Origin of the sequence: Sedimentibacter sp. B4, assembly GCF_000309315.1 — a bacterium.
GTDB lineage: Bacteria > Bacillota > Clostridia > Tissierellales > Sedimentibacteraceae > Sedimentibacter > Sedimentibacter saalensis.
Genome location: NZ_CANG01000019.1, coordinates 67,731 through 89,559, shown reverse-complemented (window position 1 = coordinate 89,559; position 21,829 = coordinate 67,731). Strand labels below are relative to the sequence as shown.

Here is a 21,829-nt window from a genome sequence, read left to right as displayed (position 1 = left end):
GGAGTATTATAATGAGTGTTGGAAACAGAGTTTTTTTAAAAAGAGATTTACCTGACAGCGATGTTATTGAAGGTTTTAAAAATCTTCCGGCTGCAAATGTTGCCGATACAATGTCAAGATTATGTGCATTAAGTTCAGAGATTAAACTGATCGGATCTCCTTCTGCCCCCACAATGGTAGGAGTGGCACTGACAGTAAAGGTGAGACCCGGAGACAACCTGATGCTTCACAAGGCTTTAAATATGGCCCAGGAAGGTGATGTAATAGTTGTTTCAAATGAGGGTGACAGATCCCAGTCACTTATGGGCGAAATAATGGTGACATATGCAAAATCCACACAAAAGGTAGCTGGAATAGTACTTGACGGTGCCATAAGGGATTTTGATCAGATTTCCAAGATGGACTTTTACATCTATGGTACAGGCTCAACACCGGGGGGACCATTTAAAGAAGGACCCGGAGAAGTGAATGTGCCCATATCAATCGGCAATGTAGCTGTTATGCCGGGAGATATAATTTTGGGAGATACAGATGGAGTGATAGTAATTCCAAAAAAATATGCAAAAGAAATATTGGAAGCATCAATTGAATATGCCAAAAAAGATTCTGCGAAGCTGGAAGCTGTTATAAATGGCACTGCAAACAGAAATTGGGTTGATGAATCATTAAAGGCAAAGAATACGGAAATAATTGATGGGTATTTTGAGTATTAGAAATAATTTGTAAGCAGCGGGGGGCCTTTTGCAATTCAAATTTTACAACTATTATTAAACAAAGATAAAGGAGAATTATAGTAAGTATGAATACAGTTTTAATAGCATTACTGATACTGCTTGTTACAGTAGTTTTATTCATAAAGGAACCGATTCCTATTGTAGTAACCTCAATAGCTGCTTCACTGGCGTATGCCTATACCGGCATTATTGAAGTGAAATCTGTATTTAGCGGATATAACAGCAACACAATTGTATTATTGGCAGGCATGATGGTAATAGGTGCCTCTTTATTTCATACCGGAGTTACAGATTTGATTGGCGAAAAGATGATTAAAGTAACAGGAAAGTCAGAAGTGAAAATTATTTTGTACACCTTGATTGTTTCTTGTTTGTTAAGCAGTGTCTGCAGCAACATAGGAGTAATGGTTGCATTGGTTCCCGTGGTTACGGCAATTTGTGCTTCAGCCGGTATAGGACCGTCAAAGGCCGTCCTAGGTTTGCTGTTTGGAGCACAATTTGGAGGATTTATGACACTGGTAGGCGTCGGATCTAATGTGGCTGCAGCTAATGCAATGAAGGAATTGGGACTTAATCCATTCAACTTCTTTGACATTACACCGTTTGGTATTGCTGTCTCCGTTCTTGGAATTTTATACTTTACTTTCATCGGAAGAAAGTTAATTCCGGATACTGGCTATATTCCTGAGTTTGCAACTGCTGAAAAAAAGTCGTTCGATAAGAAAAAAGCAATAATTTCAGGATTTACAATGATTGGTGTTTTAATTGTTATTGCAGGAAATTTCAAATCGTTTCCAATGCACATAGCATCAACAATAGGTGCATTGATTATTGTCGGGGCAGGATGTATGACAACAAAAGAAGCAATCAGCAGCATCGATTGGATAACCCTGATAATTGTAGGATCATTAAGTGCAATTTCATCCGGTGTACAATCCAGCGGGGCAGGGCAGTTAGTAGCTGATGCTATAGTTAAGTTTCTAGGTTCAAATCCTAGTCCGTTTATGATAACAACTGCAATTTTCTTTACGGCTTCAGTACTTACACAATTTATGTCCAACATACCCACAATCTTATTATTTCTCCCGATTGGGGTATCGATTGCGAACACTATCGGTGTAAGCCCGTATCCAATTGTGATGACCATAACACTGGCAGGTGCAGCTTCATACGCAACGCCGTTTGCGGCACCACAAAATATGATGACAGTTGGTTGGACAAAATACAGGTTTATGGATTTCGTTAAAATTGGTCTTCCAATGGTGTTTATAACATACTTGGCCGTAGTTTCAGTTATACCGCTTTTCCTGCCGTATTAGAGTATGAAAAGAGATATGTGAATAGATGTTTAATAAACAATGGGAGAATCTTAAGATGGAAAATTATTTAGTAAACGCATATGATATACATCTGCATACAAGCCCGGATATGATTGAACGCAAACTTGATGATGAAGAGATGGCTAAACGGGCCTCTGCAAGGGGAATGAGAGGATTTGTAATAAAAAATCATTATCAGGATACGTCTCAACGTGCAGCAGCTGTTAATAAAAAATACACGAATCTTAATACAGCCGGTGGAATTACCTTAAATCTATCAGTTGGTGGTATTTGTGCAGAATCGGTTGAAAATGCGGCAAAAAATGGTGCGAAATTTGTATGGTTTCCGACGATGGATGCATTAAGTTATAACATCCATAAGAAAAAGAATACAGAAAATAAGATTTCAATACTGAAGAATGGTGTCTTGATTCCTGAAGCCTATGATGTGCTTGATGTGATAAAACAATACAAGATGATTTTGTGCACGGGGCATATTTCAGTAGAAGAATCTTTAGCGCTCATACATGCCGGTCATATTCGGGGTATTACAAAAATGATTTTAACGCATGCGGATTCTCCTTCAGTTTTTACTGATTGTGAGCAACAACTTAAATTTGTTAAGGAAGGTGCGTTAATTGAACATTCAAGTTTTACGTTAGAGGTTAATGCTACATCGTGGAATCTCATGATGGAACAAATACTGAGAATCGGTAGCCGGCACATAGTGCTTTCCAGTGATCTAGGCCAAGTATCCAATCCCTATCCGGACGATTCTCTGAACGAATTCGTCAATGGACTTCTGGAACGCGGAATATATCAAAATGAGATCGATCAGATGATCAGAACAAATCCTGAATGGCTCCTTTCGGATACGTATTGATGAAGCCTGACTTGGAGCCCTGTGCCAGGAGATAAAACTTGCAATAAAGAATAACGTATTCCTTTTTTAGGATATTATAATAATAAATTATGGGAGGTATATTATGTTTATGTCCAAAGGTAGAAAGGTTGTATCACTAATACTTGCGTTAATAATTGCTGTTGCTTCACTTACAGCATGTTCAGCTTCAGGTTCAGGAAGTTCAAATACTTCCGGCAGTACAAACAGTACTGAAGCAGCTAAAGTACAAAAAAGCGTAGATTTTCCAAAGAAACCTGTAACAATTATCGTTCCATTTTCAGCAGGTGGTTCTGCTGATTTAACTACGAGAATTCTATCTTCAAATGCAGAGGAATATTTGGGACAGACTATCATAGTTGAAAATGCACCTGGCGGCGGAGGAATGGTTGGCCAGAACAAGGGTGCTCAGGCAAAACCTGATGGCTACACACTGACTACAGTAACTACTTCTGTTACAATCAATCCATTGTTGAATGAAGCTCCATTTTCTGTGGAGGATTTCAGGGGTATTATACAGCTGACAGAAGAGACAGATTTTCTGGTAGTGCAAAGTGGAAAAGAATACACAAATTTTGAAGAATTTATTGCATATGCTAAGAAAAATCCGAACACCATCAAATTCGGATGTTCAGGAAAAGGAACAACAGATGACCTGGCCAATGAAGCAATGATAAAGGCTACAGGAATAAGCGCCAGCAATATTCCCTTTGACGGATCAGGTTTGGCTATAACAGCCATTCTTGGAGGTCATGTAGATGCAATAATCGGAGGACCTTCTTCATTTGACAATCATATCAAAGAAGGTACACTCATACCGATAGCTTCTCTTACAGAAGAGAGAAATCCAATGTTTCCGGATGTTCCTTCAATCAAAGAGCTTGGATATGATGTTTATTCGGGCGCATGGAGAGGTATAGCTGCACCGGATGATACTCCTGATGAAGTGGTACAGGTTCTTCATGAAGCATTTAAAAAGGCAATGGAAGATCCTGAATACATCGAGCAAATGACTAATTCACAGCTCAGCGTTAATTATCTGAGCAATGAAGATTTCAGCAACAAAATAATAAGTACATATGAAATGTACAAGGACGCTATCGGAAAATAGCTAAAATAGAAATAAATGAAGCGGGATAACCACTGATCAATTCATTGCGCGTATCCCGCTACTAAACATATAAGGAGGATTACATGTCAAAGGCTAATAAGATTACTGCCATAGTGTTCATCTTAATAGCATTCGGATTTATTGCTTCGGGTTTAAGACTATCGTTTGGAGCAAGGCTGTATCCGATGATTTTATCTATCTTGCTGGCATTTTTAGGTGTCTTGCTGTTTATAACATCACATAAAAAAAGTAAGACAGACAACTCACCAAATCCGCTGGCTATACTCATTAAGGAACATAAGCATTTTACAATATTGATTGTAGGTTACATACTTTTTATTGCAGGATTGACGGTTATAGGTTTTGCACCGGCCTGCTTTATATTTTTGGTTATAGTGCAATACTTGTTGGGATATAGAAAAAAATTTGCATTGTTGATAAATTCGGCAGTATTTACATTGATTGTATATTTTTCGTTCAGCAGTTTACTGAATGTTCCGCTGCCGGTAGGAATCTTTTTAGGAGGAATTTAAATGGAAAGTATATTACAAGCACTGCTTGCAGCCTTATCGCCTTCTAATCTGTTAATGGCTCTTTTGGGTACTGCCGGCGGAATTATTATCGGCGCCATACCAGGACTTTCTGCAAATATGGGGGTTGCTCTTTTAGTACCTTTTACTTTTGTAATGGAACCGGAAACCGGACTTATAATGCTGGGAGGAATTTATGTAGGAGCCATTTACGGAGGATCCATAGCGGCTATACTCATAAATGCTCCTGGGACGCCTTCAGCTGCAGCTACTACATTTGATGGTTATCCCATGGCACAGAAAGGTGAAGCCAGGCTTGCTCTTGGAACTGCTACCTTGTCGTCAGCCATCGGTGGGATATTCAGCGTAATCGTGCTGGCATTGTTTGCACCATTTTTAGCTAAGCAGGCACTGAGGTTCGGACCGCCCGAATATTTCGCACTGGCCTTTTTCGGACTTACTATCATTGTAAGTTTGTCAGAAAACAACATGATCAAAGGACTTATTTCAGGCGTGTTCGGACTGCTATTGGCAACCATAGGCATGGATCCGGTTGAGGGAGCCATGAGATTTACATTTGGCAATATTAATCTGATTTCAGGAATCGCACTGGTTCCGCTCCTGATTGGTTTGTTTTCAATTTGTGAAGCATTTATGCTGGGAACAACAAAGATATCTAAAGGAAGTCTCGCTGAGATAAAAGGCAGGTTGCTTCCTAACAGGGAAGAAATTAAGAGAAACATGGGGAACTTCACGGTTTCTTCCATAATCGGAACAATTGTCGGAATTCTGCCCGGAGCAGGAGCAAGCGTAGCTTCATTTGTGGCGTACAATGAAGCCAAGAGAATGTCAAAAAGAAGCCATGAATTCGGAACAGGAATAGTTGACGGCATCGTAGCAAGTGAAACATCAAACAATGCATGCGTAGGAGGGTCACTTGTGCCTCTCTTAACATTAGGAATACCGGGAAATGCGGTATCTGCACTATTTATTGGGGCACTCCTGATACATGGACTAAAGCCGGGACCAGATCTGTTCTCAGGTGCAAATGAAAAAATTATGACGGTATTTTTCTTTGGATTGTTTATAGCAAATGTACTAATGCTGATTCTCGGCTTGGCGGGAGCAGGATTGTTTGCAAAGGTGCTGTTTTTGCCTCAGCCTATTCTGGCCACATACATCCTCGTGTTGTGCGTAAGCGGATCCTTCGCCATAAACAACAATATGTTTGATGTGAGTGTAATGTTTTTATTCGGTCTTGCGGGACTAATGTTCAAACTTCTTAAGATACCTGCTTCGCCTGCTGTTTTGGGAATAATTCTCGGACCTATGGCAGAAACAGGCTTGAGACAGTCGCTGCTCATGTCAAACGGCAATCCTTTAATATTGTTCACAAGGCCCATAAGTTTCTTTTTTATAGCTGTAGGAGTTGCATCCATGGCAGCGCCATTGTTGAGAAATTATAAAAACAATAAAAAGGCTAATGCCTAATATTTAAATTACAATGAAGAGAGACACTGACTGCAATAAGTTGGTGTCTTTTTTGTTTGTAAATTATTAATAAAATTATTGATTTATGCCGAAATGTTATTCTTATAGTGATACACTAGAAAATTCACAGTTATTATGTTAAGATAATAAAAAATAGTAGAAAGGGGTTATTATGTTAAAGAGATATATTGTGGAATTTGGCATGGGAGCGGATCTTCATGGAGGAGATGTTACTAAGGCAGCTGTTAAAGCTGTAAAGGATGCAACATCCAGAAGTTGTTTATGCGGATTGGAGGATATTCTAAATATAGATCCCTTGAAGATGCATGTTCATGTAAAAATAGGATGTACTAATCCAGATATGGTGGATAAGGAAACAGTTATGAAGGCGATTCCGGTAGGCAAGGGAGAAATAGAAGTAGTAAAGGGCGGGTTAGGTGTACAAGGTTTAGAGGTTCCCGCATTTGGCGCTGGTAATACAATACAGATTGCTGTAGCTGCATTGACTGTATATGCTGATGTGTAAACATTAGCGTGATACATAAAAAAGTGAAATAAGTTAAATTTTGTAAAATATAAAAATAATGTTACAAAATGTCCTCTAAAATTGTCTATAGTATAGAGTAAATAAACAAGTGAAATGTTTGTGTGGTATAATAAGGTGAATAAAATTAAGCAGGGGGGCTAAAATTGGGTAAGTATTTATCAAAATTAAACAAGAAAACGTATTGGATATTTTTTGCTGCATGTGTTTTTCTAATTTGCATTGTATTATTTATTTTCAACAATCAGGAACCTGTTAAGGAGTACCAGTTTCCATTACAAACTGAGGATGTAGAAAGTGTATTAACGGAACAAAATATTGAATGGCACATTACAGACAAGGGTGTTGTTGATGAATCAAGAAATATTTACACATTAAAAAATGATGAAAATATAACCATGGGTGTTGATGCGTGGGTTAAAGATAATCATAAAATTTTTAGCATGTCTTGGTTTTTTCCATCTAATTTGACAAATGATCAAGTGAATGATTTTTTTAGTAATGAGTTGTCGAAACATTTAGAACTGCCTGGAATATTTTATGGCAATAAAAGAAAATTAGATAAAGCACTAAACGAAGTGCTAAGTTACAGTCTAAATGAAAACAATTATGAAAATGGTGTATATTGGGATAAGAGAGTTGGTAATGACCATTTAAGAATTAAAATTAGTACCAATAACTATCAAAATCATGTTATATCATTGCTCATAATTCCTGATGAGGAGTATGAAAATTATTTAAAGACATCAGATAATTTTTGGAAAGAAGCAGCTTCAAGTGAAAATATAGAAATAATCGAAAGCACTGTAGCTGAAATAAAAGAAACAGCAAAAGAATATGCTGTTCCTGTAAATGATATGGATACTTTTTCAAAACACTTTGTTGTATCTGGAAGGTTAGAAGATATTAAAGAGAATAAAAAAGTGCCTGAACCATTAATCAATGTTAAATCCAATTATTTAAAGCCAAACAAAGATAAATATATGAATGCCAGACTGGTTGATGAAACAGGCAGCATTGATGTATTTGTGGAAATGACTTCACTTGACAATAAAGAATTAAGCATAACACGAAATCACAATGTTGTAATGTTATATAATAATAACGAGTTTATATATGTTGTTCGGCCGGGTGCATTGTATTCAGAGGAATAAGGAAATTTTTTATAATTTACTGTTTACAACTCAGCCTTGTGTTCGTTAAATTTGTTGTAGAATCACTTGTAGTATTTCCAAGTGAGTAATAATCCACAAAACAGTTATACCAATTTGTACAATATAAGCCCTCCTCTTGGAGTCTTCTCATGGCCTCGTTAAAGTCATTGGTTGTAGGGAGCATAACAGGATCTCCCGGCATCCAATTAGATGGGGTATAAACATTGTATGCTTGTGTTAGTTGAAGCGAATCTATAATCCTTAAAACTTCATAAGTATTTCTGCCACAGGAAGAAGGATAAGTCAATATTGTACGTATTTTTCCTTCAGGGCTTATTATGAACAGATCTCTTACACTTTCCTCGTAAATTTTGTCGGGATTAACCATTCCATATTTGCGTGCTATTTCAGCATCTCTATCTTCTAATAAAGGAAATGGAATTATGATTCCATAAGTATCAACAATATTTTTTTTCCATTCAATATTTGCAAAATTGTTGTCTATTGTTACAGCTAATATTTGAACGTTTCTTTTAACAAATTCTTCATAATGATTTGTAAAGGCTAAAAGGGATGTAGTTGATGTAGCGGCGAAATCTCCAGGCTCACTAACAAGAACCACCCATTTTCCTCTATACTGTGATAATGTAATTACTCCTTCTGTTGATAAAGTAGTGAAATCTGGAGCAATTCTTCCTATAGTAATACATCCTGGAATAATATGATCTCTAGTACTAGTACTCATAGATACCTCCATAGTCAATATATCCTACATTATATGTGAAAACTTTTTTATGGTGAAATTATGTACATATTTGTAAATAATATAGCTGAAAAGTCTGCATAGTTTAGTTATGATATATACATAAACTTATGGAGATTTTTTTATTTTGTAACAAGGTTTTATGCATATTGATATTTTATAAAAAAGCTGATGAAATTTAATATCTTCAGTACTAAAAAATGAGACTTTTTGCGTATGTACACAACGTCTCATTTTTTATATCAGTCTCTTCTATTAAATTGATTTTTTACTTTGATTGAATAAAGGCAATAACATATAATATGTTGAAACACTGTTATCATTATGAAACAAATGCTTAAAATGTAATATGCACGATTTATTCCAGTATTGTAAAATAATAAATAAAAAACTGTCCATAAGCTTATGACTGTAGTTATTACGGTTACTAATTTTACAGTCATAGAATGCTTCTTTTGCTTTTTGTAGAGTACATATACAAAGATTATGAGAATGATTGAAATTAATATTGCTAACCATTTTAATTCAGTAATATTTACTAATCGTTCCCATTTTCCGTTAAGATAAACCACGTGGCGAAGCATCCCCATACGTGTTTTAGTATAATAATTAGCTGCGTACGCCCCAATAGCTGCAGTTATCTCTAAAACTATGCACAGAATTATACATATATAACAAACTTTATTTTGCCGCTTTGTCATTGGGAAGTTCACCTACCGTTGTGTATAATACATCGCCGGTATTAGGATCACCAACTTGTACTGGAAGATCATCATTCATTTGCCATTGATACCATCCTCCGTCGTATAAACTCATATCTGTATATCCGTTTTCATACATAACTAAGAATGGAATTGTAGCACGCCAGCCTGTCCCGCAGTAGAAAGCAAGGTGGTTATCCAAAGTAAAATCAAGATCCTTCCAAAGTTCTTTCATTTCGTCCATTGTTATATAAGTTCCGTCTTCATGTATGTAGTCTTCCATGTGATAAGGATCGCTGCCGGCTTTTCCCCAAACAGCACCTTTTGGTTCCCCAGCTTTATCTATATATGAATATCCGCTTGTTTCGCCAATGAATTCCTTGTATGAACGAATGCTTACCAAACGGAAATTAGAATCATCATTTAATCTTTTTGCTGCATCCTCTATAGATGTCCAATATTCAGGATGAACCGGAACCTTTGCGCCAAAGTCTGTTGCAGGTGTCGCTGCGTTTGCAGTTGTTTCCAATTCAAATCCTGCGTTTGTCCATGCATTGAGGCTGCCGTTTAACACCTTAACATTTTCAACACCTGCCCAAAGGTAAGCATATACAACTCTAGCAGTACCTGAAACGTCTGCACCGTAAAGAACTACTGTTTTATCTTTTGTAATGCCAAGATCTAGCATTGCTTGCTCAACTTCTTCAGGAGTTTTAATATTCCAATATGGTTCACCTTCTATGCTAGCTATATCAACATGTACTGCGCCAGGTATGTGTCCTGTATTGTAATCAGGACTTTCATCAGCCGTTCCCCAATTAGCTTCCAAAATTATGTAATTATCAGATTCCTTTTGATTTCCATCAATCACACTTTTTACCCATTCAGGAGAAACGAAAACTTTCTTTACGTCCACAGCTTCTGCTTTTTGTGATTGTTCTTCTGCAGCTGGTTTTTCTGTTGCAGGTGCATTACTTGATTCCTTCTTTTCTTGACTACAACCTGTAAATATGCTTACCAATAATATAAGCACAAAAAGCAGGGATAAATTTCTTTTGTTCATTTTTAGCCTCCAAATAATTTTATGATAACGATAAAATGTTAACAGTTTTAAATTGTTAAGTCAAGTTAAGCAGCTATGAATAATATTTATGAAGAAGGGCAATATGTTTCCAAATTTTTATACATTACTACATTTATCAAATTTAATTTTATGGAATAATTATTAATTGGTAGTCGATATGAAAAAAACTTGCATTATAATAAATTAATATGAAATTATGTTATTAGTATTAATTGTTCGATTGTGTTAGGATATAAATGATAGACTTAAGAATTTTAATGATCGAGGGCATATAATTGAAAAAAAGAATTTTTATGCTACTAACTTTTATTATAATTATAATTTTAATAAAGCAATATAATATATATTATTTTTTCAGTTTTGAAAATATTAGTGAACTTAAGTTATACATAAAATCCTTTGGTATAATGGCACCTTGTGTGTTTATTTTAATGTTTGCTTTAGCAACTGTCTTATTTGTTCCCGGGCTTCCAATAACAGTATTGTCCGGAATATTATTTGGTGCATTCTGGGGTACTGTATATGTGGTTATTGGTTCAACAATAGGAGTTTCTTTGGCTTTTTTTATTGGAAGATACATAGGCAGAGAATTTGTAAAGAAAATGGCTGGCAAAAATGAACGTATGTCAAGGCTCGATAATTATATTAAGGAACAAGGAAATACAATATTAATTATAAGCAGACTTGTTCCCTTGTTTCCTTTCAATTTGCAAAATTACGTTTATGGTATTACAGATATTAAGTTTGGCACATACTTCTGGTACTCATTGATTTTTATGGTACCCGGAACATTTATATACACCTGTTTTGGGGCTTTAGCTTACAGTTCAATGACTATGGACAAAATAATAATATATTCAAGTTTTTTATTAATTGGATTATGTACTCTTATTATACTTCCTAAAAAATTCTTTAACTTGAAAGCAGAAATGGTGAACAACAATAAGTAATTAACATGAGAAATGTTAATATAAAAAATAATAGGAGAAAATGAAAAAAATGAAAATTTCAAAAATTCTAGTATTAATTTTAGTATTAAGTATGGTTGTAGCAGGATGTGCTGCCAAGGAACAACCTGAAGTCACAGCACCTGATACTTCAAAAGAAGGTTCAGCATTTGAAGGAAAATATCTGGTAAGTGCTGAATATGTTAAATCATTTGCAGGCAATGATAATATATTATTAATTGATGCAAGAGGTGTAGATGCTGCAAAGGAAGGAACTGTTGAAGGAGCTATAGCAATTAAATGGCAAATGCTAGCTGCTATGGAAGGAAAACCAGGTGATCCAATGTGGGGAACAATTCTTGAGCCAGCTGACTTAAGTGAAGCTCTAAGCAATCTTGGAATAAGCAAGGATAAGGAAATAATAGTATTTGGAGCAGCCAAGGATGGCTGGGGAGATGAAGGAAGAATAACCTGGGAATTAATCGCTGCGGGTTTTGAAAATGTAAAAATGGTTGATGGAGGATTAGCTTCTTTAACTAATGCCGGATTAAATATAGTAAAAGGGGCTGCAGCACCTATTTTTGCTGATGTAGCTGTTTCTGAAATCAATAACACACACAATATAAACACTGATGCTTTGGTTGCTGATTATGAAAGCTATAAGGTCGTCGATGTTCGTGCAGATGAAGAATATGAAGGACAGGTTCTTTATGGAGAAGCAAAAGGCGGACATTTACCGGGAGCTATTCATATAAAATTTACAGACTTATTCGAGGCAGACGGGACTTTAAAATCTAATGAAGACGTTACAAAAATCTTTACAGATGCTGGATTAAGCAAGAATGATAAAATTGTTACATACTGCACAGCTGGAATCAGATCAGCATATATGCAGCTTTTGCTGGAAATGACAGGTTTTGAAAACTCATACAACTATGATGAATCATTTTATAGATGGAGTGCAGTTAACGAATTAGAAAAGTAATCAGGTGAGATATGAATAGTAATTCATCTTTAAAAAACAAACTAATAATTAAATATATAATTATTGCAATATTGGTATTAGTCGTGATATTTTATTTGTTGATACCAGGGGTGAAATCTAAAATTAACTGGCTGTTCATGCTTTTCAGTTCCATGAGCGTTGATATGATAATAGGATATGTGAGGTCCTTTGGTGCTTATGCTTTAGTAGTATCATTTTTGCTGATGATGTTTCAATCATTAGTAGCTCCATTGCCTGCATTTTTAATTACATTTGCTAATGCAGCTGTATTTGGATGGTGGCAAGGTGCAATTTTATCTTGGACAAGTTCAATGGCAGGAGCAGCATTGTGTTTTTATATTGCAAAAATATTGGGTCGAGATGCGGTTGAAAAAATTACAAGTAAATTTGCTCTTGAAAGCGTGGATGGATTTTTTGATAAGTATGGAAAACACACCATAATAATTTGCAGATTGCTTCCCTTCATATCCTTTGATTATGTTAGTTATGCAGCAGGACTTACATCTATGGGTTTCATACCGTTCTTTATAGCAACTGGCATAGGACAGCTGCCTGCAACAGTAATTTACTCTTATGTGGGAGGGATGCTCACAGGTGGAGCACAAATGTTTGTAACTGCACTGTTAATATTATTTGCACTGAGTATTTTAATTGTGTTAATAAAGCATTTATATAATGACAGACAAAATAAAAAGAAAGAATTATAATTATGAATTTCAGAGAATTAATTGTTAAAAATCATCAGTTAATGAGCTATAATAAAGTATTTGCTAATATACAACCGGGTCAGGATATATTTTGGCCCGGCTGTGCTGTTTTATCTCTTGGAAGAGAAATAACGGAAAAAACATACCTTCTTCTTAAAAAGAAAGTTCCCGGACTTGTTTACAGCACATATTGCTGTGGCAAGCCGTCAAAGTATATAAATAAAGGCAAGGACTATATAAAAATAGAAGCGAACCTACATAAATTGTTTAAAGAAAATAAGGTAAAAAACATATATACACTGTGCCCAAACTGTCTGGTAACACTATCAGAATATAAAGAAATCAATGTGCAGTCAGCATGGGCATTAATAGATGAAATTTTCCCAGAAGAAAAACACGATAGTTTGAAAGGTGAATGTTATTCACTTCATGATCCTTGTCCCATAGTTCACGACGTAAAGGCAGCAGATTATGTGAGAAATATTCTGAACAAATTAGGTGTTGAAGTATTGGAATTTAAAAATAACAAGGAAAACACCATTTGCTGCGGCAAAAAGAATATGCTCATGACACTGGAACCAGAAAAGGGAAAAAAACTTTTTAATCTACGTGAGAACCAGGCTCCTTCTAAAAAATAGTTACTTATTGTGCTTCATGCAGGGATACATTTAAACAAAACTCCTATGAATCAAAACACATCCTTGAGCTGTTGTTTGAGACAGAAGCATCATCATCGTGGGTAAATAGATTCAGGGCAGTCAGTTTTATTAAAAAGGAGCAAAATAATGCTTGATACACGCTGCAGAAAATATGTGGATAAATATTTTGACAAAACATCCGAATATTTAATCAATTTAAGATTAAAACCAACGCAGGTTACTGTTATTGCCTTGGTTACAGGAATTTTTGCAAGCATTGTTTACTATTTCGATAACATTGTGATAGCAATATTATTGCTGTGGGTTTCCGGTTTTTTAGATGCTGTAGACGGAACAATGGCAAGAAAGATGAAAGCAATCACTAAGACCGGAACTTTGCTGGACATATGCTTTGACAGAGTGGTTGAACTTGTTTTTATAATTGTGTTTGCATTGAAGCACCAAGATTCTACTTTTGCACTTCTATGTCTCACCTCTGCCATTGTTCTTTCAATGTCAGTATTTTTAACTTCAGGTATGCTGATGGAAAACAAAGGAAAGAAGAGTTTTCATTATCAGGCAGGGCTCATGGAAAGAACTGAAGGATTTATAATGTTTACTATTATGATGATTTTAAATTCATTTATGAGGATAATGGCATTCATTTATGCTGGGTTAGTATTATTTACGGCAATGCAAAGGCTTATTGATGCTACAAGAGCATTAAGCATTGGAGGAAATTTATGAAAAATAAAATAAAAATTATAATTGGATTATTAGCAGTAATTATTATAGGAGCAATATTTATTAACAGGCCCAAGACGGATAATACCGTTACAATATATGGCTGGGGCGGAGATCAGAGAGTTAATGAATGGATTGACAATGAACTTGCACCATATGCATCGGAAAACTATGGCATTGAAGTCGTTCGAGTTCCAATGAATATTGATGAAATTTTAATGAAGCTTACTAATGAAAAAAATTATAACAATAACGGCTCTATTGATGTTATATGGATTAATGGAGAAAACTTTTATTATGCAAAACAATATGATTTATTATACGGACCATTTTTAAATAAAACAGAAAATGCTCAAAAATATGTGGATTTAGAAGGACCGGAAGCAACTGTTGATTTTGGATATTCAACTGAAGGATATGAGGCACCATGGGGAAAGGCTCAGTTTGTATTCGTTCATGACAAGGAACTTCTACCTGAACCCCCAAAGAATTCAGAAGAGTTAAAAGAGCTGGTTAAAAACAATCCGGGCATATTTACTTATCCTGAAGCCACAGACTTCGTTGGTTCTGCTTTTATACGAACTGTCATATACGACATCATAGGATATGAAAATATTAAGGATCTTCCCGCAGATTATGAAATTATTAAAGAAGCAGTAATGCCTGCAATGAATTATTTAAATGAAATAAAGCCGTATCTTTGGAAGGAAGGCAAGACCTATCCAAAAGATTCTGCTCAGCTTGATGGTTTGTATCAGGACAAAGATGTTTATATAGCCATGGATTACAATGCAAACAAAGCGTTAAGCAAGGTAAAGGACAAGAGTTGGAGTGAAAGCACTAAAACATTTGTGTGGGAAAAGGGAACGCCTTTCAACACTCATTATCTGGCAATAGCGGCAAATTCGCCACATGTGGAAAATTCCATTAAACTTATTGAAGCAGCGCTTTCTCCTGAAATGCAGATATCAAAAGCAAATTTAAGTGGATGGGGGGACCTTCCTGTTTTAGAATATGACAGTTTAAGTGTAAATGAACAAAAAAGTCTTGATGAAGCATTGACACCTCAAGATCAATATAAAAACAGCATTTTAAGCTATGATGAGCTTTCTAAACACAAGCAGCCTGAATTAAGAGCTGACTTAGTAACCATTATTGAAAAAGTTTGGGAGGATGTGGTTCTTTTTGGAAAACAATAAAATAAATAACGCAATTTTGGTGATGCCATCATTTTTAATTGTGTTTTCTATTACAGCATATGTTGTTGTAAACACTTTAAAGGAAAGCTTAGGGTTGATTCCTGAGCTTTTTTTATATGAAATAACCTATAAATATTATGCAAATCTCTTTACTGACAAGATATTTGTTAGTAGCTTTTTGTACAGTATTTTTGTTGCTTCAATGTCATCCTCCTTATCGGTTGTCCTCGGTACATATTTGGGATATGCTATTTCTAAGTCAAAAAGTTCTTTTACTAACATTTCATACAGATTTCCGATTTTTCTGTCATATGTTGCAGCCGCAGCTTTAATTTACAATACATACAGTGACAAAGGCCTTTTATATCACATGTTTCAATTTATTGGTATTGAAATAGATAGTTTGAATATTATTTATAATTCAAACGGTTTGGCTGTAATTTTGCTCAACATGTTTAAGGGGATTCCATTTATTGCATTTTCTGTTTATCCCATATTATTAAAAACTGACGCTGCATATAAGGAAACAGCAAGAAACCTGGGTTGCACAAATAATACGTATGTAATGAAGATTCTGCTGCCCCTTTGTAAAAAGGCTATATTGTCGTCTGCTTTAGTTATATTCAATTATAATTTGTTTGTTTACGAAGGATTTTACTTTTTAGGACCTTCTAATCCTCCTTCAATAGGAGTGCTTGCGTATAATACTTATTTAAATCCAGATATGACATATCGTGCCTATGGCATGGCAATAAATATGATAATGATAGCAATTTCTTTTATACTATGTTTTGTATACTACAGAATCTTAAAAAGTGAAAATGAAGGTGCAATATGAAATTATTAAATAAATTAATATTTTTTATCATAATGATATTCCTCATATTGCCTCTTGTGTCTATGATTTTATGGTCATTCTTTTCAAGCTGGGGGACAGAAAACTTACTGCCTCATAATTTTACGTTAAAAGGTTTTGCGTATTTTTTTAATTCTCAAGACTATATAATTGCATCAAAGTCAGTTGTATATTCATTATTGGTTGCATTTATTTCTTTAGTTTTAAGCATAATGCTTTCCAGATTTTTAATAAAAACGAATTTTAAATATAAAATTCAACTTGAAAGCTTGTTTTACTTGCCCATGCTTCTTCCGGTAGTCAGCATATGCATTGGAAGCCACAAAATGTTTCTTCAACTTTTCTCGGGATGCAGTGGATTAATTGTAATATTACTTCACATATATTTTTCTCTGCCATATTCATTTAAATTAGTATATTCATGCTATGAAATCTGGGGAATCGAACAGGAGCAGGTAGCAAGAGGACTTGGGGCATCAAAGTGGAAATCATTTTACTTAATCAATGTGCCTGTTTATTTTAAGGGCTATGTTACAGGCTTCATAATGGCTTTCATAATCTCTTATTCACAGTATTTTATAAACTTCTTCATAGGTGATTCAGAGTTTGTCAATTTCTCTATGATAATGACGCCTTATATTACCGGATCTGACAGAAACATTTCATCAGTGTATACCCTGCTATACATATTGTATGGTATAGTAATAATGGTGCTGTGTTCATTGATTGAAAAATTATTTAACAAAGGAAGAAATGTATGAGCTTTTTAGCCTTAGAAAATATAAATTATACTATTGGGAAAAATAAACTTTTAAGAAATATAAATTTGAATATTGAAAAAGGTCAGCTGTTTTCCATTTTGGGACCAAGCGGAGCGGGCAAGACCACTGTACTTAGAATAATTACAGGGGCTCTTAACCCTGACAGCGGAAAAGTTGTTTTGGATAAAAAGGTTATTAATGATGTGCCCATGGAAAAAAGGCAGATTGTAATGGTGTATCAGTCAAAGCAGCTGTTTCCACACTTAACTGTACTTGATAACATTCAGTTTGGAATGAAGATGAAAAAATATAGCCAGAGTTACGTCGATGAAAAGACAGTTGAATTAACAGATTTTTTTAATATGAAATTACATTTAAACAAATACCCTTCTCAGCTTTCAGGAGGTCAGCAGCAGCTGGTTGCTTTAATGAGGGCATTGGCAGTTGAGCCAAAGGTACTGTTGTTAGATGAACCATTCACTGGTCTTGACAATAACCTGAAAATTTACATTCGGGATTTTATTTTGAAAATTCATAAACAATTTAATATAACAATTGTTATGATCACCCACGACAAAGAAGATGCATTTATCATGAGCGACAAGATCGCTTTCATGTTTGAAGGTGAAATAATATTAACAGAAGCACCTGCTTACCTATGCAATAAGACAAATGTAAATATTGTGGATAATTTCCTTGGTGACATAATTTTACTTGAAGACGGAAAAATTGTGTTTTCTGATAAAATAATTAATATATATTAAAGCTGCATAATTCAAGGTGCCTTCACCGACAATTTTACAAAAAAGGCTGTCCAAATAAATAACAGCCTAATAATAACCCTGTAACTACGACACTGCCTATGACATTGTATGCTTGATCTTTTATTCAAATTATTAATTAAAAGATATTATAGGAGGGGAATAATATGAAAAATATAATGAAAAGGCCATTCATGATTCTTTCGGATTTTATGAAGGTATATCAATTCATGATTGATGTTTATGAAAGAGACTGGAGAAATGGTGTTCCTGCTCCATTTTTAGAATATGCACTTTCTTCAGGATGGGCAGATAAGACTATGAGCCACAGGAATATGATTTGGGAAGATGATGGAAATATCATAGGATGCTCTTTCTATGAAGCTTACCTTGGTAAAACTTTTTTCAGTTTAAGACCTGGATATGAAAATATTGCATCTGAAAATAATCTTGTAATTAGTACGTGCTTAAGGATTAAGTCTAGGTCTCTTCAAATAATGCAAAAAGTCGGTATTTTAATTATAAATACCGACCTTTTTTAACAAGGTTAATTGAACTATGTTGCATTTACTGACATTTTTTTCATCTCCTTATATCCAATCAGTACAGTGCAGACATAGGCACATGTCTTGGGTATCATTAAAATTCCAATAACCGGAATAATGTCTGCAAACAATACTACCGGTATATAGAATGCAAAACTGAGAACAATTGTCAGCCACATGAACCTAAAATCATGATCAGATGTATTCTTGGACTTGCTGTAGAACAAGAATATTATAATAATTCCCATTGCAGCAAATGGCAGGTTGCGATATATTGCCCATGATAATGGAGCAGTGGCACTTGTCCATGCATTCTGGGGGAAAAGGCAAAGAAAAATTCTTAATGCTGCCAGTGCATACATGGTTATGGTAAGTCCGTTTTTATCTTTTACATTGTAGCGCAAGCGCCATACATAATATAACAATACATAAAATACAGTCATTGTTATTGAAGTGATGAACTTTCCTATACCAAGGGCGATGACGAAATTATCAAGGCCAGTGGTGCTAAGAGCATATGCCCGAGGAATCAGATGGAACGAATCTCCTGCTCCAAGAGTCACAGCCATGATACCGAACAGCAAATATTGTTTGTTTCCTTTACTTTTTAAAATTATTGTGATGCCTATGGTAATAACCATAATCAGGTACACAGCATCGAATATTGTTTCAAATATAGCTTGCATAAAATCCTCCTTAAACTGAACGTTGTTCATTTTGATTTTTATAAAAACCCAACAACCGTTGGGATCTTTATCTTTATTTAATAAATTGTGCGCTTAATGATTTCATTCAACACATAACAGGACTGTTGGTTATTAATCAACAATGTAATGATGTTTGAAAATACAAAATCAATAAAATGCTCCTGTGTAAATGTTTCATTAAATGTATTCCTTTTTACATTATTATCGTTTTGCAATGATTGAAGCAGGCCTTTCTTCATATGAGTGAAATACTCATTCATGACTTTGCGACCCTTTGCTTTATCTTCATTAGCAAAATTAACAGAATGTATGGTAAAGAAAGCCGGATATTCTTTTACTCCGCTATTTACAGTTTCAAATAACCATGTTACACGTTCTATAAAGTTATTTTCATTATGAGTATTGCTTAATTTATGAAATATATCTTTCCAGATATCTTCCACTGTTTCAGCTGCAAGGTCTGCCTTAGAAGGAAAGTAATTGTAAACCGAACCTACTGCAACATTACAGTGCTTTGCAACGTCACGCATGTTGAGAGCTTGAAGCCCTTTTGCAGTTGCAATTTCTTTACTTGCCTTTAAAATAGCTTCTTTAGAAGTAACTACTGTATTCATACTTTCTCCTTTCAAACTGAACATTGTTCATTATATGGCAAAAAAGAATTTTTGTCAATACTTGTTTAAAAATTTAAGTGAACAATTATTAAAAATTTTCGTCCTATTATATAGGATTAATTTACCATATATTGTTGTGCAAATTTTAGGGAGGTATTATGAAAAAAACAGTGATTTTATTTACCTTATGTTTAAGTCTATTCATTATGGCGGGATGTGACAAATCTGTTGACAATGACAGTCAAGCTGTTGCAGAAAAGTTTTTTATGGAAATGTATACGGTGGATAAAGAAGAAGTTGAAAAGTATAATAATTTCCTGGATTTAAGACCTGCAGATGAAAAGGAGTTTGCAGAAGCTATAGAAGCAAATGACGAAGTCATCAAATCCTTAATGACAAACAGAGCATACAATGTACTCTTGAAAAACAGGCAAAACTTCATGTTTACGCAGCATTGTGCCTTAAATAATTGTACAATTCAGGTGATGGATGTAGATTTGTCCGGAAAAGAATCTGGAGCAGAAGAAAATAAGGCAGATTACAATTTTGAAGTTAAAATTCAGTTTATTTCCAATGACGGAAGTGTGTTGCAGGATGATTCCGCTAAAGGCCAATTAAGACTTGAACGAGAAGACAATGAATGGAAAATATCAGACTATAGAGTGTTTGAGTATCCAAAAACCATAGTTAATTAGTTTTTAATCCAATTCAATTGACATATAGCAATTTAGAAGATATATTTTAATTTAAATAGTACATCTTATAATATCTATCTTAAGGAGACGTAAAATGAAGTGTTGTATTCTTATGGGGAGCCCCAGGAAAAGCGGAAATACATATCAGCTGTTGAAGCCATTTTTGGAAGAACTTGATATTAACCAGGTCAAGTATGATTTTATTTGGCTTTACGACAAACATATTGAGCCTTGCACTGCCTGCCGCAGATGTCAAAAGGACTGGACTGTTTTCGGGTGTCGCTACAATGATGATATGCAGGAAATTTTTGATAAAGTACTGGACAGCGATGTGATTGTTTTGGCATCACCAATTTATTCATGGTATTGTACACCTCCTTTGAAATCTGTGCTGGACCGTTTAGTTTATGGAATGAATAAGTATTATGGAGATGAAAAGGGTCCTTCCATATGGAAAGGCAAGATGCTGGCTGTTATTACAACCTGCGGATACAGACCTGAAAAAGGGGCAGATTTGTTTGAGGAAGGCATAAAAAGATATTGTGCTCATTCACAACTGAGTTATCTTGGCATGCTGTCTGAAAGAGACTTGGGATATAAGACCGAGTTCATGTCTGATGATAAAGCAGAACATGCCAGGTCATTCGCACGAAAGCTAATAGACAATGAAGTTTAAATAAATCAATTAAATTTTGTCCCATTTTATAAGATTAATTATTTGCCAGAAGTTCGGGAGGGATTATGGAAGGTATAATTATTAAGACTATAATCATTTATTTGTTTTTTGTGGCTATTATGCTGACAATGGACTTTAAACTTAAAAACTTTATACCGGAGAAATACTCCAATATTCTCATAATTTCATTATATATTGTTATTTTTGCTGTTAGGTGGGCCGGAACCGGATTTTCTCCTGAAGCATATTATCTCTTCAGTTTGTTATTTGTTCCGGCAGTTTTAATTATAATTTACACTATTGTAATTAAGTCTAAATTTTATTGTTTCAAGGGAATAGACAAAAGTTTCGTAAGAAAAAACAGAGATGAAATATCAAAGATAATACAGGAATATAAGTCTCAAAATTTACAAGGCACATCTGACATATCACTGGGATCTAACAATATCATATTTGATAATGTCAGTGCATCACAAATAAAGGAATGCTTATCAATGATTGGAAACTATCTGGATGATCATAGAGATAAATACACCGTCAGAGATTATGTGGTTTATTATACCAAAGTATTTATTGTTCCTTCTACAATCATTGCTTTTCTTATGTTTGCAGCGTTTAAAATTGGCCAAACAAACATGTAA

25 protein-coding genes are annotated in these 21,829 nt (G+C 34.7%); 21 read left to right on the top strand and 4 right to left on the bottom strand.

Annotated elements, in window-relative coordinates:
* The first annotated feature begins 11 nt into the window (after positions 1–11).
* The 8 genes from BN358_RS03850 (at position 12) to BN358_RS03815 (ending at position 7,784) form a co-directional block, all read left to right on the top strand.
* Positions 12–713: an RraA family protein gene (locus tag BN358_RS03850; RefSeq protein ID WP_019227979.1), complete on the top strand. Its 702-nt coding sequence runs from the start codon at positions 12–14 to the stop codon at positions 711–713.
* A gap of 86 nt (positions 714–799) precedes the next feature.
* A complete protein-coding gene (locus BN358_RS03845; protein WP_019227978.1) occupies positions 800–2,053 on the top strand; it encodes an SLC13 family permease in 1,254 nt (417 codons plus the stop codon).
* A gap of 55 nt (positions 2,054–2,108) precedes the next feature.
* Positions 2,109–2,936: a DUF6282 family protein gene (locus BN358_RS03840; protein ID WP_040581977.1), complete on the top strand. Its 828-nt coding sequence runs from the start codon at positions 2,109–2,111 to the stop codon at positions 2,934–2,936.
* 103 nt (positions 2,937–3,039) lie between these two features.
* The gene (locus tag BN358_RS03835; protein WP_019227976.1) at positions 3,040–4,065 is read left to right on the top strand and encodes a tripartite tricarboxylate transporter substrate binding protein; all 1,026 of its coding nucleotides are present in this window, start codon (positions 3,040–3,042) and stop codon (positions 4,063–4,065) included.
* 83 nt (positions 4,066–4,148) lie between these two features.
* Positions 4,149–4,598: a tripartite tricarboxylate transporter TctB family protein gene (locus BN358_RS03830; protein ID WP_019227975.1), complete on the top strand. Its 450-nt coding sequence runs from the start codon at positions 4,149–4,151 to the stop codon at positions 4,596–4,598.
* A complete protein-coding gene (locus tag BN358_RS03825; RefSeq protein ID WP_019227974.1) occupies positions 4,599–6,086 on the top strand; it encodes a tripartite tricarboxylate transporter permease in 1,488 nt (495 codons plus the stop codon). It abuts the gene before it with no gap.
* 172 nt (positions 6,087–6,258) lie between these two features.
* Positions 6,259–6,612, top strand: coding sequence for a Lin0512 family protein (locus BN358_RS03820; RefSeq protein ID WP_019227973.1), 354 nt, complete (start codon positions 6,259–6,261; stop codon positions 6,610–6,612).
* Between the two features lie 164 nt (positions 6,613–6,776).
* Complete coding sequence (locus BN358_RS03815) at positions 6,777–7,784, top strand: hypothetical protein (RefSeq protein ID WP_019227972.1); 1,008 nt, start codon at positions 6,777–6,779, stop codon at positions 7,782–7,784.
* 16 nt (positions 7,785–7,800) lie between these two features.
* Here BN358_RS03815 and BN358_RS03810 read toward each other — a convergent pair whose 3' ends face one another.
* Positions 7,801–8,529: a redoxin domain-containing protein gene (locus BN358_RS03810; protein ID WP_019227971.1), complete on the bottom strand. Its 729-nt coding sequence runs from the start codon at positions 8,527–8,529 to the stop codon at positions 7,801–7,803.
* 699 nt (positions 8,530–9,228) lie between these two features.
* Positions 9,229–10,311: a sulfurtransferase gene (locus BN358_RS03800; RefSeq protein ID WP_019227969.1), complete on the bottom strand. Its 1,083-nt coding sequence runs from the start codon at positions 10,309–10,311 to the stop codon at positions 9,229–9,231.
* A gap of 296 nt (positions 10,312–10,607) precedes the next feature.
* On the opposite strand from BN358_RS03800, the gene BN358_RS03795 reads away from it, so the two are divergent.
* The 10 genes from BN358_RS03795 (at position 10,608) to BN358_RS03750 (ending at position 18,493) form a co-directional block, all read left to right on the top strand.
* Positions 10,608–11,282, top strand: coding sequence for a TVP38/TMEM64 family protein (locus BN358_RS03795; RefSeq protein WP_019227968.1), 675 nt, complete (start codon positions 10,608–10,610; stop codon positions 11,280–11,282).
* A gap of 40 nt (positions 11,283–11,322) precedes the next feature.
* Positions 11,323–12,264, top strand: coding sequence for a sulfurtransferase (locus BN358_RS03790; protein WP_019227967.1), 942 nt, complete (start codon positions 11,323–11,325; stop codon positions 12,262–12,264).
* Positions 12,265–12,275: 11 nt separating this feature from the next.
* Positions 12,276–12,992: a TVP38/TMEM64 family protein gene (locus tag BN358_RS03785; protein WP_019227966.1), complete on the top strand. Its 717-nt coding sequence runs from the start codon at positions 12,276–12,278 to the stop codon at positions 12,990–12,992.
* 2 nt (positions 12,993–12,994) lie between these two features.
* Entirely contained in the window at positions 12,995–13,630 is a 636-nt protein-coding gene (locus BN358_RS03780; RefSeq protein ID WP_019227965.1) for a (Fe-S)-binding protein, read from the top strand.
* A gap of 147 nt (positions 13,631–13,777) precedes the next feature.
* Positions 13,778–14,377 carry a CDP-alcohol phosphatidyltransferase family protein gene (locus BN358_RS03775; protein ID WP_019227964.1) on the top strand — a complete coding sequence of 200 codons (600 nt, stop codon included), beginning with the start codon at positions 13,778–13,780 and terminating at the stop codon, positions 14,375–14,377.
* Positions 14,374–15,573, top strand: a complete 1,200-nt coding sequence (locus BN358_RS03770; RefSeq protein ID WP_019227963.1) for an ABC transporter substrate-binding protein — start codon at positions 14,374–14,376, stop codon at positions 15,571–15,573. The genes BN358_RS03775 and BN358_RS03770 overlap by 4 nt, the downstream gene beginning before the upstream one ends.
* Positions 15,560–16,411: an ABC transporter permease subunit gene (locus BN358_RS03765; RefSeq protein ID WP_019227962.1), complete on the top strand. Its 852-nt coding sequence runs from the start codon at positions 15,560–15,562 to the stop codon at positions 16,409–16,411. Before BN358_RS03770 ends, BN358_RS03765 begins: the two co-directional genes overlap by 14 nt.
* On the top strand, positions 16,408–17,190 hold the full coding sequence (locus BN358_RS03760) for an ABC transporter permease (RefSeq protein WP_019227961.1): 783 nt from the start codon (positions 16,408–16,410) through the stop codon (positions 17,188–17,190). The genes BN358_RS03765 and BN358_RS03760 overlap by 4 nt, the downstream gene beginning before the upstream one ends.
* Positions 17,187–17,954, top strand: coding sequence for an ABC transporter ATP-binding protein (locus BN358_RS03755; protein ID WP_019227960.1), 768 nt, complete (start codon positions 17,187–17,189; stop codon positions 17,952–17,954). Before BN358_RS03760 ends, BN358_RS03755 begins: the two co-directional genes overlap by 4 nt.
* A gap of 164 nt (positions 17,955–18,118) precedes the next feature.
* A complete protein-coding gene (locus BN358_RS03750; protein WP_019227959.1) occupies positions 18,119–18,493 on the top strand; it encodes a hypothetical protein in 375 nt (124 codons plus the stop codon).
* Between the two features lie 14 nt (positions 18,494–18,507).
* Here the strand turns inward: BN358_RS03750 and BN358_RS03745 are convergent, their stop codons facing one another.
* Both BN358_RS03745 and BN358_RS03740 read right to left on the bottom strand, forming a co-directional pair.
* On the bottom strand, positions 18,508–19,182 hold the full coding sequence (locus BN358_RS03745) for a hypothetical protein (RefSeq protein ID WP_019227958.1): 675 nt from the start codon (positions 19,180–19,182) through the stop codon (positions 18,508–18,510).
* A gap of 77 nt (positions 19,183–19,259) precedes the next feature.
* Complete coding sequence (locus BN358_RS03740) at positions 19,260–19,817, bottom strand: TetR/AcrR family transcriptional regulator (RefSeq protein WP_019227957.1); 558 nt, start codon at positions 19,815–19,817, stop codon at positions 19,260–19,262.
* A gap of 158 nt (positions 19,818–19,975) precedes the next feature.
* On the opposite strand from BN358_RS03740, the gene BN358_RS03735 reads away from it, so the two are divergent.
* The 3 genes from BN358_RS03735 (at position 19,976) to BN358_RS03725 (ending at position 21,829) form a co-directional block, all read left to right on the top strand.
* Entirely contained in the window at positions 19,976–20,512 is a 537-nt protein-coding gene (locus tag BN358_RS03735) for a hypothetical protein (protein ID WP_019227956.1), read from the top strand.
* Between the two features lie 94 nt (positions 20,513–20,606).
* Positions 20,607–21,188, top strand: coding sequence for a flavodoxin family protein (locus BN358_RS03730; protein ID WP_019227955.1), 582 nt, complete (start codon positions 20,607–20,609; stop codon positions 21,186–21,188).
* Positions 21,189–21,253: 65 nt separating this feature from the next.
* On the top strand, positions 21,254–21,829 hold the full coding sequence (locus BN358_RS03725; RefSeq protein ID WP_019227954.1) for a hypothetical protein: 576 nt from the start codon (positions 21,254–21,256) through the stop codon (positions 21,827–21,829).

What these genes read in the sequence shown, in the direction of transcription:
- BN358_RS03850 (WP_019227979.1), top strand. Translation starts at nt 12, where the DNA reads ATGAGTGTTGGAAACAGAGTTTTTTTAAAAAGAGATTTACCTGACAGC.
- BN358_RS03845 (WP_019227978.1), top strand. Translation starts at nt 800, where the DNA reads ATGAATACAGTTTTAATAGCATTACTGATACTGCTTGTTACAGTAGTT.
- BN358_RS03840 (WP_040581977.1), top strand. Translation starts at nt 2,109, where the DNA reads ATGGAAAATTATTTAGTAAACGCATATGATATACATCTGCATACAAGC.
- BN358_RS03835 (WP_019227976.1), top strand. Translation starts at nt 3,040, where the DNA reads ATGTTTATGTCCAAAGGTAGAAAGGTTGTATCACTAATACTTGCGTTA.
- BN358_RS03830 (WP_019227975.1), top strand. Translation starts at nt 4,149, where the DNA reads ATGTCAAAGGCTAATAAGATTACTGCCATAGTGTTCATCTTAATAGCA.
- BN358_RS03825 (WP_019227974.1), top strand. Translation starts at nt 4,599, where the DNA reads ATGGAAAGTATATTACAAGCACTGCTTGCAGCCTTATCGCCTTCTAAT.
- BN358_RS03820 (WP_019227973.1), top strand. Translation starts at nt 6,259, where the DNA reads ATGTTAAAGAGATATATTGTGGAATTTGGCATGGGAGCGGATCTTCAT.
- BN358_RS03810 (WP_019227971.1), bottom strand. Translation starts at nt 8,529, where the DNA reads ATGAGTACTAGTACTAGAGATCATATTATTCCAGGATGTATTACTATA.
- BN358_RS03800 (WP_019227969.1), bottom strand. Translation starts at nt 10,311, where the DNA reads ATGAACAAAAGAAATTTATCCCTGCTTTTTGTGCTTATATTATTGGTA.
- BN358_RS03790 (WP_019227967.1), top strand. Translation starts at nt 11,323, where the DNA reads ATGAAAAAAATGAAAATTTCAAAAATTCTAGTATTAATTTTAGTATTA.
- BN358_RS03785 (WP_019227966.1), top strand. Translation starts at nt 12,276, where the DNA reads ATGAATAGTAATTCATCTTTAAAAAACAAACTAATAATTAAATATATA.
- BN358_RS03780 (WP_019227965.1), top strand. Translation starts at nt 12,995, where the DNA reads ATGAATTTCAGAGAATTAATTGTTAAAAATCATCAGTTAATGAGCTAT.
- BN358_RS03775 (WP_019227964.1), top strand. Translation starts at nt 13,778, where the DNA reads ATGCTTGATACACGCTGCAGAAAATATGTGGATAAATATTTTGACAAA.
- BN358_RS03770 (WP_019227963.1), top strand. Translation starts at nt 14,374, where the DNA reads ATGAAAAATAAAATAAAAATTATAATTGGATTATTAGCAGTAATTATT.
- BN358_RS03760 (WP_019227961.1), top strand. Translation starts at nt 16,408, where the DNA reads ATGAAATTATTAAATAAATTAATATTTTTTATCATAATGATATTCCTC.
- BN358_RS03755 (WP_019227960.1), top strand. Translation starts at nt 17,187, where the DNA reads ATGAGCTTTTTAGCCTTAGAAAATATAAATTATACTATTGGGAAAAAT.
- BN358_RS03750 (WP_019227959.1), top strand. Translation starts at nt 18,119, where the DNA reads ATGAAAAATATAATGAAAAGGCCATTCATGATTCTTTCGGATTTTATG.
- BN358_RS03745 (WP_019227958.1), bottom strand. Translation starts at nt 19,182, where the DNA reads ATGCAAGCTATATTTGAAACAATATTCGATGCTGTGTACCTGATTATG.
- BN358_RS03740 (WP_019227957.1), bottom strand. Translation starts at nt 19,817, where the DNA reads ATGAATACAGTAGTTACTTCTAAAGAAGCTATTTTAAAGGCAAGTAAA.
- BN358_RS03735 (WP_019227956.1), top strand. Translation starts at nt 19,976, where the DNA reads ATGAAAAAAACAGTGATTTTATTTACCTTATGTTTAAGTCTATTCATT.
- BN358_RS03730 (WP_019227955.1), top strand. Translation starts at nt 20,607, where the DNA reads ATGAAGTGTTGTATTCTTATGGGGAGCCCCAGGAAAAGCGGAAATACA.
- BN358_RS03725 (WP_019227954.1), top strand. Translation starts at nt 21,254, where the DNA reads ATGGAAGGTATAATTATTAAGACTATAATCATTTATTTGTTTTTTGTG.